Source organism: Gynuella sp. (genome assembly GCF_050297175.1).
GTDB lineage: Bacteria > Pseudomonadota > Gammaproteobacteria > Pseudomonadales > Natronospirillaceae > Gynuella.
Window position 1 is genome coordinate 1 of the sequence record NZ_JBNKSF010000035.1, and the last position, 13,768, is coordinate 13,768.

Consider the following 13,768-nt stretch of genomic DNA (forward strand, 5'->3'; position numbering starts at 1 on the left):
CGAGGCGCGCATTCTACTCTTTCGCACCTCCCTGTCAACCTTTTTTTGAAGATTTTTTTGTTGAAATTCAATCACTTACCTTCGAATCTCAACTTATCTTCAAGCCGTCTTTATTTGACGTCTCGGTAACAAGGAGCGCGCATTCTATAGAGTTTTTTTTTGCCGTCAACCGTCGAAAATCATTTTTTTAATTTTTTTCTGCCGACGACGATTTAAGCAGGGCTCTTTTATCGCAAGAGCCCTGTTTCTGATAAACAAAAGTTACTTTTTCACTGTGTCCTCAAGGAAAAAACGTCCCAGAGGGTTTTGATAAAAGTCCGTTATATTTTTCCGGGTCACGTTACGATAAGGGCTGTAATACAGATCAACCCAGTTAACGTCTTCTTTAGCAATTTTCTGCAACTCCGTATAGATAACCTCCCGTTTAGCGGGATCGGTTTCCAATCGCCCCTGCTCTACCAGTTTGGTTACCTTGGAATTGTTGTAGCGGGTCATGTAATTCATATTGGCATCGTTACCGAGAACGAATGTGGTTTTCTGATCGGGATCGAGGATGTCATTGGTCCAGTACATAACAGAAATGTCGTAATCACCATCTACCAGCATGTCCCAACTCTGACTAGGATCGACTTTGGTAAGGTTTGCCCTGACACCAATCTGAGCCAGCTGTTGTTGTAGCAATATGGCAATCTGCTCGTCCACTTCATCTCCAGCATTCACAATATAGTTCAGCGCTAAATCATGAACACCGGCTTCTTTCAACAGAGCCTTGGCTTTATCCGGATTATAGGTACGAGACAGATTCTGATCATAGTGATACAGCGCGCCCATGGGGATGTAGGAATTGGCAATTGTCCCATAGCCAAAGGTCACTATATCAATGATGGATTGTTTGTTGATGCCATAATCCAAAGCCTGACGAACCCGCACATCATTAAGTGGCGCATGCTCATGGTTAATGAGCAGATGATCTTCTCTGGTAGATGGATCGAGGTGAACCGTCAGATCGGGATCGGCCAGCAGCGAACTGATCCGGGAAAACGGGACATTGATCGCAGCGTCGATTTCTCCAGCCTGAATCTTCAGCATCCGGGTATTACTGTCTGGAATTGTCAGCCAGGTCACACCATCCAGGTTAACCGTTCCCGATTCCCAGTAGTATGGGTTTTTGGCCAGAACAACACTCTCGCCGCGGTCCCACTTGGTCAGCATGAAAGCTCCGGAGCCAATGGGCTTTTCAGCAAATACGACTTCACCAACCCGTTCAAAATATTGTTTTGGCAATATTGATGCATTGGGCAGTGCCAATTGCGAAAGAAATGGAACCGACGCTGCAGACAAGTGAATTTCGAGGGTTTTGTCATCCACGGCTTCGACACTGTCCATAACCTGATAGGAATCAGCCCACAAAGATTTTTCATCATTGCGGATACGCAGCAGACTGAACGCCGCATCTTCTGCAGTCACTTTGGTGCCATCTGAGAACACGGCATCGCGCATTTTCAGAACATATGTTTTTCCGTCATCAGAAATCGTCCAGCTTTCCGCCAATCCCGGAATCAGCTTGGTTCCGGTTTTATCGATACGAATCAGTGGATCAAAAATATTGGAGAATACCCAGTTATCGGCATTTTGAGTCGAATTAATGGGATCAAAGGTTGTACTGTCTTCACTTCGACCAATAGTCAACACTTCCGCATGGGCCAGGCTGCCTACCAGAGACAGAGCCATTCCTGTGGTCAGAAATGCGAGCTTTATGTTTTTGAGCATATCATTTTCCTCATCTGATCATTCGTCAAGACACCTGCATCCAAGGACGTAAGCAGGCAAAAGAGTGGTCGTTTTCCTGGCACAGCTCCGGGGCCTCACCATGACAGCAAATCTCCCCGGCGTAGGAGCATCTGGCATGAAACGCACAACCGGGAGGTAATTCCAGCGGACTCGGCGGTTCACCATTCAAGGGATTATCCGGTAGCGGGTTATCCGGGTTGATATCCGGCACAGCCTGTAGCAGTGCTTCGGTATAAGGATGTCGTGGCGAAGAAAATACGGATTCGACGGTGCCCTCTTCGACAATCCGACCGAGATACATCACAGCTACCCGATCACAGAGATGGCGCACAATCGACAGGTCATGCGCAATGAACAAGATAGTGAGCCCCATCTTTCGATTCAGCTCCAGCAGCAGGTTAATGATCTGGGCCTGAATCGATACGTCCAAAGCCGCAACGCATTCATCCGCCACAACCAGTCTGGGTTCCAGTGCCAACGCTCTGGCGATAACGGCGCGCTGGCATTGTCCGCCACTGAGTTGATGCGGATAGCGTTGTGTGTGCTCTGCACTAAGTCCAGTCAGTTGTAATAGCTCAATAATCCGATCTGGAATATGCTCCCTGGGCCGTTTTCGATGTACTGTTAGCACTTCGGCAATCGCGTCACCAATCGTCATTCTTGGGTTGAGAGCAGAGAACGGATCCTGAAAAATCAACGCAGTCTGCTGTCGCAAGTGGCGAATATCTGCCTGGGTTGCCTGTTCGAGATCCAGACCGTCGAAATCGACATGTCCTGCACGAATGGGTTCAAGACATAACAAAGCTCTTCCCAATGTACTTTTACCACTGCCAGATTCACCAACCAGTCCAACAATGGTTCCCTGTTTGATTGTCAGGCTGACGTCATTGACAGCTTTCAAAGTCCGTTGCCGAAACCACCCTGATGAAACATTGAATGCTACACTCAGATTTTTAGTACTGATCAGAACATCATCTGTCATAGCACACCTCACCTGGATTTTCTGTGTCCGGGAAATAACAACTGATTTCCCGCTCGTTGAATACTTCACGGACTGGCGGTTTGGCTCGGCAAAGGTCAGTGGCTTTGTGACAGCGAGGATGAAAACGACACCCCATTGCCATCGTCTTTGCTGTCGGCGGCTGACCAGGGATGGTATTAAGTACTCGTAGTCCTGACTCACCGGTTAGAGGCTGACACTCAATCAATCCGCGGGTATAGGGATGTTTGGGATGACGCAACAGATCACCCGCCATGGCAACCTCACAGATGCGTCCTCCATACATGACTGCCACACGATCACAGGTCTGGGCAACGACACCTAAGTCATGGGTGATCAAAATAATGGCCAGCCCATACTCCCTGCGCAGTTGATCCAAAAGCTTGAGAATCTGTGCCTGTACGGTCACATCCAAAGCCGTCGTGGGCTCGTCTGCAATCAGAATTTTAGGCGAAGCAGCCAATGAAATTGCAATCATGGCACGCTGTCGCATACCACCAGAGAACTCATGGGCATATGCATTCAAACGCTGCCGTGGAGACGGAATGCCAACCTGCGCCAGAATTGCCTCCGCTTTTGCCCTGGCAGCTTTGGCAGAGAGCCGCTCGTACAGACGCAGGCTTTCTATCATATGCTGCCCAATGGTCATCAATGGGTTCAAATGCGCACTGGGGTTCTGAAAGATCATACCGATACCCCGTCCCCTCAATTGCCGCAGCTGAGTCTCTGTCATGTTTAGTACATCCTGTCCGGCATACAGAACCTCACCCGCCCGAACCTCTAGAACGCCTTTCGGTAATAACTGCATCAAGGAACGACAGGTTAAGGTTTTGCCAGATCCACTTTCGCCAACCAGACCGAGAATCTCACCTTCATGCAAAACAAAGGAAACATCATCCACCAGGCAGGCCTGTTCGGGCGAAGCGATGGTGAGACCGTTGACCTGCAAAAGAATATTCGCCATTTCACCCTCCTCTGGTCGTACCGTGTTTTTCGCCCAGGCCATCGGCAATAAAACTGAAGCCCATAGCGAGCAGCACAATCGCTAGTCCTGGAAAAGCAGTGATCCACCAGGCGGTCGTGATAAACCCCTGCCCCTCTGTAACCATCACCCCCCATTCTGCTAAGGGAGGCTGCACACCCAATCCCAGATAGCTGATGGCTGCGCCATTCAACAGCACCAATACCGCATCAGACATGGAGAACACCAGGGCATCGGTAATGACATTTGGCAGTAGATGACGCAACAGAATACGGCTGCGACTGAAACCCAGACTTTGTGCGGCGAGAATAAAATCACTTTGCTTCAATATCAGCACACGAGAACGCACCAGTCGGGCATAGGAGACCCAACCCACAAGAGTCATGGCTATAAAAAAACCCGTCAGCCCAGGTCCAACGATGGTGATAATGGCCAGCATCAGCACCAAAAATGGAAATGCCAGAATGATATCGATCACTCGCATCACAACAGCATCCAACCAACCACCCGCATAGCCACTCAGGGCTCCGATAATGGTTCCAGCAAGGAAAGGGAACAGTACCCCCAGCACACAAATCTGTAGATCGATTCGGGCTCCCCAGATGATTCTGGCAAGAATATCCCGGCCAAAGTTATCGGTGCCCAACGGGTGAGAGAAACTGGCCGGCGCAAGTCGGGCACCCAGGTCCTGATACATGGGGTCATATGGGGAAATCCAGGGTGCCAGCAATGCGATCAGCAACCATGTCAAGACAAGCGCCAGACCGATCTTCAATGTGGTTTGTCCCCTCAGTCCCTGGGATAATCGATTGAATAAATATCGGGGATGCCATTTTCCGGGGTGCAGTGTCATCGTTCGGGTCATAACTTTATCCTCGGATCGATAAACACAGACAACAAATCAGCCAGCAAATTCACCACGACAGTGGCGAGCGCAAAAAACAGCACCACCCCCTGTACCACCATATAATCCCGGCTGAAAATAGCTTTGATCAGCAGCTGTCCCAAACCCGGAACACCAAAAACTGATTCAATCACCACGGAACCACCAATCAGCCAACTGATATTGACCGCCAGTAAATTGATCACCGGAACAATGGAGTTTGGTAGTACGTGACGCCAGAAAATACGCCTCTCAGATTGACCACGGGCACTGGCAGCCGTCACATAACCAGACTGCAATTCACGCATTATCGCCGCCCGCAGACTGCGAATCAGTACCGCAGACAGGGATAATGCAGCCGTCAAACAGGGAATAAACAGATGATAAAAACGATCACCATAGGTCGCACCGTAGCCGGACACCGGGAACAAATGCCAGGTAATACTCAGCAGAATAATCAACATGATGCCCAGCCAGAACGGTGGTAATCCCAAACCCATGGTGGAAAACACCCTGATCAGATGATCGGCCAGACCACCTGGCCTACGGGCCGCTACCGACGCAAGAGGCACAGATATCGCTATCGCCAAGAAGACGCTGCCGAGGACAAAAAGCAGGGTCGGTTCAAAACGCGACAGAATGACTTTGAGGGTTTCCGTTTTATATATGATCGATTTGCCCAGCTCACCTGCAACCAAGTGTTTCAGGAACAACACATACTGGACAACCAGTGGCCGATCGAGTCCATATTCAGCATGAATTCGGGCAATTGCCTCTGGAGTACTTCGGGTACCCAACAACACTCTGGCCGGGTCGCCGGGAATCGCCCTTATCAGCATAAAAGTGATGATGCTGATACCAAACAATACAGGGATCATTTGTATCGGGCGCATAATTAAAAATCGATATCGGGACATCAGCTCTCGTCTCTATTTTGCAATAACAACGCCTCAGTTCAGAGCGTGCCAGAATAGCGCTTCAGGAAATTAGTCAGCACCGGATAGTAAGCTTCCGGTTCTTCGTAAAAAGGCATATGACTGCTATTAGGAAAAACATGCAGTTCTGCGTGGGGTAATCCTTCCCGCATCCTGATGGCACAGGCAGGTGTCAATTCATCGTATTGCCCAGTGGTAATCAGCGCGGGTAAGGTCAGACGCTTAAGTTCTTCCACTCTGCACCAGTCTCGCAAATTACCGTTGTAGAGAAACTCATGTGGTCCCTGCATGGTCTGGTAAGGCCCCATATTCCAGTCATCAATTGAACGCTGAAGGGGTGCTGGCCAATCATCCAGCCGACAGACGTGACGATAATTCAACAACGTGATGGCCGCCTGATAAGCTGGATGATCGAGTTGGTCCATGGCTTCAAAGCGATTCATCATCGCAACCGTCTCAGAACCCAAAGCCTGACGCAGACGGTCCAGTTCACGGGACAAATGTGGAATGTCCGCCACCGTGTCCTCCAGAATCAATGTTTTCAGCCGTTGCGGATAGGCCAGTGCAAACTCGATTGCCAACCAGCCACCCCAGGAATGTCCGAGCAAATGCACCTGGGTGCACGCCAACGCATCCATCACTGTCAGCACTTCGGTCACATAACGTTCGATAGTCCACAACGAAGGGTTAACGGGTCGGTCAGAAGCCCCCGTACCCAGTTGATCAAATGCAATGACCCGAAATCCTTCGTCCTTCAAACTGGAGTGCGCTTCACGCAGATAATCGCAAGGCAACCCCGGTCCCCCATTCAGACACAATATAGTTTCAGCCCCAATGCCTTGTGCGGGTATGAATTCGTAGGCCACTACCGTATAGCCATCTACGGAAATCCGATGCTGGATATCTGGTGCCAATTCTTCTGAGATCATCGTTTCACATCCAAACCGTATTTGATGAGGAAACGATACAAAGGCAGGTCAAACTCTGTAAGTAGTAAATTTTATAGGTTTTAAGCACTGCCCTTGATAGAGAAGTCTCTTTTTAGTGCGCCTCGACCGGGTCCATTTTAATTTGGTGCAATCACTCTCAGGTCTCCAATTCTATATGCATGAAAACGCATGAGGACTGGGAAAAACCACACTTTTCAGCGGGTGGCTCAGTATTTGCTGAACTCTGAGTTATCACCCTTTCAGCCATGATGTAACGGCCGGACGATCGATATGACACAATTCCATCTGCCTGACGCTTTAAATGAAGACTTTCACTGTATGTCCCAACAAGGTCTCAGCTTGGGTTTTGAAGCATTGATATATGATTACACACCCGTGCCAAGGTCTCTCGACGGTGATTTGATCACCCCTTCCCTGCTGTACATGGATGATGTTCCCAACGATATGCAGGATCTCTGGTGTAAGGCTGGCTACTATCAGATAGATCCGGTTCAACATCATGCTTTGAAGACCTCCGTACCATTTGTCTGGTCTTACAGGCATCCAGAACAAACAAATCTACCGGAAATGTTCCAAATTGATCCCCGCGTTCAGGAATACATGAACGACAACAATATTGCCTGTGGACTCACTGTTCCCATTCATCAGCCGGATGGCGGTTTTGCTAGCCTCACAGGAATGGTCAGCGGCCATGACCGACTACAGGACCTGAATGAAGTCATGGCCCGTTTCGCATTAATGGCACACCAGTTTCACGAAAACATTTATCCCAAATTCGGCTCTGATGTCCGCAGCTGTCGTTTTATTGAACTGAGCAAGCGAGAGAAAGAATGCCTTGCCTACTCCGCCGAGGGGCTGACTGCCAAAGAAATCGCCCGCCACATTCATCGCTCAATTCCCACCGTTAATATGCACTTGAACTCGGCAATCCAGAAACTAGGAGCTTCCAACCGTGTACAGGCCGTTGTTCGGGCCATGCACTACCGTTTGATTGACTGACTTTGCGAGTTGCATTTCTATTAATTTTACTAGGTCATTCTGATCACCACTTCCGCTACGCTGCATGGATGTTTCTAAGTTTGCGGAGATTTCCATGGTCGATAGTCAACAAGGCAAAGTTCCATTCAGAGAGTATCAAACCTGGTACAGAATGATTGGTCATCCTGAGCATTCACCTCTGACCCCGTTGGTCGTGGTACACGGCGGGCCGGGGTGTACCCATGATTATATTGATGCTTTTCAGGATCTGGCGGCAAACGGTCGGCCGGTCATTCACTATGATCAACTTGGCAACGGCCTATCAACCCATCTACCCGAAAAAGGAGAGGAGTTCTGGACCATCGACCTGTTTCTGGAAGAACTGGATAACCTGTTAAACCATCTTGGTATTCAGCATCGCTACATGCTGCTGGGCCAATCCTGGGGTGGAATACTCAGTGCCGAGCATGCCGTGAGAAGGCCAACAGGTCTCAAAGGACTGGTGATCGCCAACTCCCCAGCTTCTATGGAACTGTGGCTAAAAGCAGCCTTTGAACTGAGATCAGAGCTGCCACAGGATGTCCAGAATACATTGCTGGCCCACGAACAGGCAGGAACCATTGATTCTCCAGAGTACAAGGCAGCATCTGATGTGTTTTACCAGCGGCACGTTTGCCGTCTGCAGCCCTGGCCTGACGAAGTTAAGCGGACATTTGCCGCCATTGATGATGATCCAACGGTATACCACACCATGAATGGCCCGACAGAATTTCATGTTATTGGGCCAATGAAAGACTGGACAATCATCGACCGGCTGGAGCACATCAATGTACCAACACTGGTTATTTCCGGATACTACGATGAAGCCAAACCTGAATGTGTAAAGCCCTACGCTGAGCGGATTGCCGGAGCCGAGTGGGAAATTTTCCCCAACTCCAGCCATATGCCTCATGTCGAGGAACGGAGCGACTGTATGACCCGGATAGAACGTTTTTTGGAAAAAAAAGGTCTGTAGGTTCACCGGGCAACACACCGGCCTGCATTAATCCAGCCGGTGTGGCAGCGCGAGATATTCCTCACTTTGCATTTCAATCAACCGGCTCAACGTACGCTGAAATTCAAACGCCAGCCGCTTACCCTGATAAAGCGCTTCCATTGAGATCTGAGCCCGGATAATAAGCTTCACACCGCGATCATAAAATTCATCGACCAGATTGATGAAACGTCTCGCGGTATCCTCGGTGCTCGTGGTCATCAGATGCACATGATCCAACATAACGGTATGAAACAGCTTACCCAGTTCGATATAGTCATTTTGACTGCGCGGACCTTCGCATAACTCCGAAAAATCGATCCATAACACGCCATTACAAACCCGTACCGACTGAATTGGCCGCCCCAGGATTTCCACCACTTCCTGCTCCTGAACCAAATGCGCATCGGAAATCAACGTATCAAACAATTTGGCCAGATGTTCCCCAGTATTCTCCAGCGGTGAAAAATATAAAGTGGCCTGCGTCAGCGCCCGTAATCGATAATCCGTACCTGCATCCAGGTTGTACACCTGAAAATGCTCAAGAATTCCTTTTATGGCCGGCACAAAACGATCACGCTGAAGACCGTTTGCGTATAAGCCCTCAGGGTATATGTTTGACGTTGTCACAATGACAATCCGATTCTCATAACAGGCGTTCAATACATTAGCCAGAATCATGGCGTCACCGATATCCGATACGAAAAACTCATCCAGACACAAAATCTGAACCTCTTCGGCAAACCGGCCGATGATCTGATCAATCGGATTTTTTTCATGCTTCAACTCCGCCAGACGCTGATGAATCATCTGCATGAAGCGATGAAAATGCATACGTTGCTTTCCATTAACATCCAGTGTTTCAAAAAACAGATCCATCAGAAAAGTTTTTCCGCGCCCGACACCGCCCCAGAAATATACTGACTGTGGCAAATCGGGGCGTTTGAATAAACGTTTGAAAGGATTGGCATTACTTTGCTGAAACTGCTGCAGCTGTATCCCCAGAGTGTCCAGCATGGACAATGCTTCAAGTTGATAAGGATCTTCCTGGTAGCCGCGAAGATTAAGCTCCTCACGATAACGACGAATCAATGGCATAAGCACTTCTTGGTAAAAATTAAAATTACGGCAAAACTGAACACATTTTCATTTAAGCCAATTAATATTAGCAACCTGCCGAGCATGGCATATACTTGCTATAAATTGTAACGAAGAACGTAATCACAAGGATTCAATATGGATTTACTTATTATTCTGGGCGCGTTTGTTGCGGGCATCGTGGTTGGCTTTATTCTGTTAAAGGTCACCAGTGGCGATAATGATGCTCAAGCACTACGAAAAAAGCTTGAGGAACTTCAGGCCGAGCACCAGGGCTACCAGAGCAGCGTCAATGAGCATTTCACCCGCACGGCAGATCTCATTGAAACCATGAACAAGAATTACAGTGAAATACAGTCTCATCTGATGCAGGGTGCCGAATTGCTGGTCAGCTCGGAATATCGCCTTGAGTCTGAACAAATGACTCAGTTGAACCCGGATGCAGACGACAATCTCGAAGTTCCAAAAGACTGGGCTCCCAAAAAAGCTGATCAAAAAGGAACACTATCGGAAGGGTTTGGCCTCAATCCTGAGACGGAAGAAGCTGAAACCACTCAGGATTCATCGCAGGTACGGTCCTGAACAAACAACAAATGTATATTGTTATTTCAAAATCGTCTTAAATCCCTCCTTATTATAATTTCTACACATTGATATAGTTGCCAACCTGAACATTTCGGGTGGCAACTTACTATCAATCGGTCTGGATATATGAACGCCTATAATCTAACTCATCTTAAACAGCTTGAAGCTGAGAGCATTCACATCATCAGGGAAGTCGCAGCAGAATTCGACAATCCGGTGATGCTTTACTCAATCGGAAAAGATTCAGCAGTTATGCTGCATCTGGCCATGAAAGCTTTTTTCCCCAGCAAGCCACCCTTTCCATTGATGCACGTGGATACCAACTGGAAATTCAAAGAGATGATCGAGTTTCGGGACAGCCATACCCAAAAGCTCGGCCTGGATCTGATCGTCTACAAGAATCAAGAAGGCCTGGATATGGACATCAGTCCGTTTGTCCATGGTAGCGCCAAACATACGGACATCATGAAAACCCAGGCACTCAAAAAAGCGCTGACACAATACGGCTTCGATGCTGCATTCGGCGGTGCCCGTCGTGATGAAGAGAAATCCCGGGCCAAAGAACGCGTCTATTCGTTTCGTGACAACAACCACCGTTGGGACCCCAAAAACCAGCGCCCGGAACTCTGGAATCTGTATAACGGTAAAGTCAACAAAGGTGAAAGCATCCGGGTATTTCCGTTAAGCAACTGGACCGAACTGGATATCTGGCAATACATCTATCTCGAGAGCATTCCGATTGTGCCACTGTACTTTGCTGCCAAACGCCCGGTTGTCAAACGCGATGGTACTTATATCAATGTCAATGATGAGCGTATGACACTTAAGCCAGGTGAAGCGGTCGAAGAAAAAATGGTACGTTTCAGAACCCTGGGATGCTATCCATTGACGGGTGCAGTGGAATCTGATGCCACCACATTACCGGAAATTATTCAGGAAATGTTGTTAACCACCACATCAGAAAGACAGGGTCGGGTGATTGATCACGACAGTGCCGGCTCAATGGAAAAGAAAAAACAAGAGGGGTATTTTTAAGATGTCTCATCAGTCTGAACTCATCGCCAGTGACATCCTGGAATATCTGAAGCAGCACGAAAACAAAGAACTGTTAAGACTGCTGACCTGTGGTAGCGTTGACGATGGCAAAAGCACCCTTATTGGCCGGCTATTACATGACTCCAAGATGATTTATGAAGATCAGCTGGCGGCAGTCACAAATGATTCTAAAAAGGTAGGAACAACCGGTGACAAACCGGATTTGGCATTACTGGTTGATGGACTCCAGGCCGAACGTGAGCAGGGAATCACCATTGATGTAGCTTACCGGTATTTCTCCACCTCAAAACGCAAGTTCATTATCGCCGACACCCCCGGACATGAACAATACACTCGCAACATGGCGACCGGTGCTTCAACCTGTGATCTGGCAATCATTCTGATTGATGCCCGTCATGGGGTTCTGACGCAAACCCGACGTCACAGTTTTATTGCTTCGTTATTGGGTATTCAACACATTGTTGTAGCCATCAATAAAATGGATTTGGCAGAGTACAGCGAAACCCGCTTCGAAGAAATCAAACAACAGTACCTGGAGTTTTCCAAACAACTGAACCTCAAGGATATTCGCTTCGTTCCTATATCCGCCCTGGAAGGCGATAATGTTGTCAACCGCAGCGAACATATGTCCTGGTATCAGGGCGAAACGTTGATGGAACTGATGGAAAACGTGCAGATTTCGGCTGATAAAAACCTTCAGGATTTCCGCATGCCGGTTCAGTGGGTTAACCGTCCAAATCTGAACTTCCGCGGATTCAGCGGTACAATTTCATCAGGTATTGTCAATGTTGGCGATCAGGTCATCGCACTGCCTTCGGGCAAAAGCAGCACAGTGAAATCCATTGTCACTTACGACGGAGAACTGGAAAGCGCATTTATCGGCCAGGCCGTCACACTGACACTGAACGATGAAATTGATATTTCCAGGGGTGACCTGCTGGTCAAGAAAGAGCATCAGCCTCTCAGTGGTCATGGTTTCTCAGCGAATCTGGTCTGGATGACCGAATCACCAATGGAACCAGGTAAACAATATGATATTAAGCTGGGAACCAGCTATACATCCGGGGTCATTCAAAGCGTTCAATACAAGACCGATGTCAATACGCTTGACCAACAACCAGCCCAGCGATTGGAACTCAACGAAATCGGCACCTGTGATGTTGTCCTCAGCAAAGCGGTCAGTTTTGACCCCTATAGTAAAAACCGCCACACGGGCGCATTTATTGTGATTGATCGCCTGACCAACGTAACTGTTGGCGCCGGCATGATCATTGGGAAGTCATCATCCACCAACCAGAGTCCAGTCGGGCTGGATGAACGGCTGCGCCGTTTTGGACAGAAGTCCGGAATTATAAAAGTCGTCAATGCCAAGCTGGCCTATCAGCTGGATCGACATTTATTTGATACGGGTCACTTCTCCGTCGTGGCAGAGAACATCGATCAACAGAATGCCACGCTGGCATTGCAGGCAGGAGTGTTGATTCTGACGCCAGACACTGACAGTTTTGATTTGGAAATTGTTGACGAGACCCTTGATGCAGCACTAATTGCACTACAGCAAAACGGCTACATTCGCTGATATTTCTGCAATCACATTTCAATCCGGTGACGAGCTCGCCGGATTGAAAACATCTGCCAACAATCAGACTGGAATTGGCAAATCCACAAACTCAACCGCAACATCAAACTGTGCCGCCAAATGCTCTCCCAATGCTTTGACACCATATCGCTCAGTCGCATGATGGCCAGCAGCAAAATAGTGTATCCCCTGCTCTTCAGCAGCATGTACCGTTGGTTCTGATATTTCTCCAGACAAATAAGCATCCACACCAAGAGCGGCAACTTCATCTATAAAACCTTGTGCTGCACCAGTACATAAAGCCAGAGTCTTAATAGGTTTTGACTGCTCCACATGAATCACCGGAAAACTGAGCAGATCCTCCAGCCATTGACGAACCTCTGCCCCGGGTCGTGGTCGTTCAAACTCGGTTACCAAACCAATCGCATTGCTACAAAGATCACCAAGGCTGGCAACAGCATTCACACCCATCAGCTGAGCCAGCTGAATGTTATTCCCAAATTGAGGATGCACATCCAAAGGCAAATGATAAGCGAACAAGTTGATCTCGTGGGTCATAAGCGCTTGAATACGCTTACGCTTCATTCCCACAATTGGCGCACTTTCACTTTTCCAAAAATAACCATGGTGAACGATAATCGCATCAGCCTGCAATTCAATGGCACGATCGATCAGCTTTTGGCTGGCTGTTACACCTGTTACTATTTTTTGAATGACATTACGACCTTCAACCTGTAAGCCATTGGGACAATAGTCACGAATGTCCGCCACATTTAACAATTTATCCAGATAACGCTGTAAATCAGTTCTTTGCACTGACATGTCTTGAGTTTACTCCGTTCGTGCATCACATTACTGCCACAAAACTACCTGCCCAACTGTTTAAGGTAAACCATTG

At 48.2% G+C, this 13,768-nt stretch carries 13 protein-coding genes; 5 read left to right on the forward strand and 8 right to left on the reverse strand.

Annotation, left to right across the window (positions count from 1 at the left end):
* Positions 1-261 precede the first annotated feature (261 nt).
* From ACQY6I_RS13160 to ACQY6I_RS13185, 6 genes are read right to left on the reverse strand one after another with little or no spacing between them, the layout of a single operon-like run.
* Positions 262-1,770, reverse strand: a complete 1,509-nt coding sequence (locus ACQY6I_RS13160; protein WP_428241951.1) for an ABC transporter substrate-binding protein — start codon at positions 1,768-1,770, stop codon at positions 262-264.
* Between the two features lie 25 nt (positions 1,771-1,795).
* On the reverse strand, positions 1,796-2,773 hold the full coding sequence (locus ACQY6I_RS13165; protein ID WP_428241952.1) for an ABC transporter ATP-binding protein: 978 nt from the start codon (positions 2,771-2,773) through the stop codon (positions 1,796-1,798).
* A complete protein-coding gene (locus ACQY6I_RS13170; protein WP_428241953.1) occupies positions 2,763-3,755 on the reverse strand; it encodes an ABC transporter ATP-binding protein in 993 nt (330 codons plus the stop codon). The genes ACQY6I_RS13165 and ACQY6I_RS13170 overlap by 11 nt, the downstream gene beginning before the upstream one ends.
* 1 nt (position 3,756) lies before the next feature.
* A complete protein-coding gene (locus tag ACQY6I_RS13175) occupies positions 3,757-4,638 on the reverse strand; it encodes an ABC transporter permease (protein WP_428241954.1) in 882 nt (293 codons plus the stop codon).
* The gene (locus ACQY6I_RS13180; RefSeq protein WP_428241955.1) at positions 4,635-5,573 is read right to left on the reverse strand and encodes an ABC transporter permease; all 939 of its coding nucleotides are present in this window, start codon (positions 5,571-5,573) and stop codon (positions 4,635-4,637) included. Before ACQY6I_RS13180 ends, ACQY6I_RS13175 begins: the two co-directional genes overlap by 4 nt.
* A gap of 38 nt (positions 5,574-5,611) precedes the next feature.
* Positions 5,612-6,520: a proline iminopeptidase-family hydrolase gene (locus tag ACQY6I_RS13185; RefSeq protein WP_428241956.1), complete on the reverse strand. Its 909-nt coding sequence runs from the start codon at positions 6,518-6,520 to the stop codon at positions 5,612-5,614.
* Positions 6,521-6,811: 291 nt separating this feature from the next.
* On the opposite strand from ACQY6I_RS13185, the gene ACQY6I_RS13190 reads away from it, so the two are divergent.
* Together ACQY6I_RS13190 and ACQY6I_RS13195 are read left to right on the forward strand one after the other, a co-directional pair.
* Positions 6,812-7,540, forward strand: a complete 729-nt coding sequence (locus ACQY6I_RS13190) for a helix-turn-helix transcriptional regulator (RefSeq protein WP_428241957.1) — start codon at positions 6,812-6,814, stop codon at positions 7,538-7,540.
* Positions 7,541-7,634: 94 nt separating this feature from the next.
* Entirely contained in the window at positions 7,635-8,534 is a 900-nt protein-coding gene (locus ACQY6I_RS13195) for a proline iminopeptidase-family hydrolase (protein ID WP_428241958.1), read from the forward strand.
* Between the two features lie 27 nt (positions 8,535-8,561).
* Here ACQY6I_RS13195 and zapE read toward each other — a convergent pair whose 3' ends face one another.
* Positions 8,562-9,650, reverse strand: coding sequence for a cell division protein ZapE (gene zapE / locus ACQY6I_RS13200; protein ID WP_428241959.1), 1,089 nt, complete (start codon positions 9,648-9,650; stop codon positions 8,562-8,564).
* 138 nt (positions 9,651-9,788) lie between these two features.
* Between zapE and ACQY6I_RS13205 the strand changes: the two genes are divergently transcribed.
* From ACQY6I_RS13205 to cysN, 3 genes are all read left to right on the forward strand, one after another.
* Entirely contained in the window at positions 9,789-10,232 is a 444-nt protein-coding gene (locus tag ACQY6I_RS13205) for a YhcB family protein (protein WP_428241960.1), read from the forward strand.
* A gap of 129 nt (positions 10,233-10,361) precedes the next feature.
* Positions 10,362-11,270 (forward strand): sulfate adenylyltransferase subunit CysD, encoded by a 909-nt coding sequence (cysD, locus tag ACQY6I_RS13210; protein ID WP_428241961.1) that lies wholly within the window; start codon positions 10,362-10,364, stop codon positions 11,268-11,270.
* Position 11,271: 1 nt separating this feature from the next.
* Complete coding sequence (gene cysN / locus ACQY6I_RS13215) at positions 11,272-12,870, forward strand: sulfate adenylyltransferase subunit CysN (RefSeq protein ID WP_428241962.1); 1,599 nt, start codon at positions 11,272-11,274, stop codon at positions 12,868-12,870.
* A 63-nt stretch (positions 12,871-12,933) separates the two neighbouring features.
* Here cysN and ACQY6I_RS13220 read toward each other — a convergent pair whose 3' ends face one another.
* The gene (locus tag ACQY6I_RS13220) at positions 12,934-13,692 is read right to left on the reverse strand and encodes a Nif3-like dinuclear metal center hexameric protein (protein ID WP_428241963.1); all 759 of its coding nucleotides are present in this window, start codon (positions 13,690-13,692) and stop codon (positions 12,934-12,936) included.
* Between the last annotated feature and the right edge of the window lie 76 nt (positions 13,693-13,768).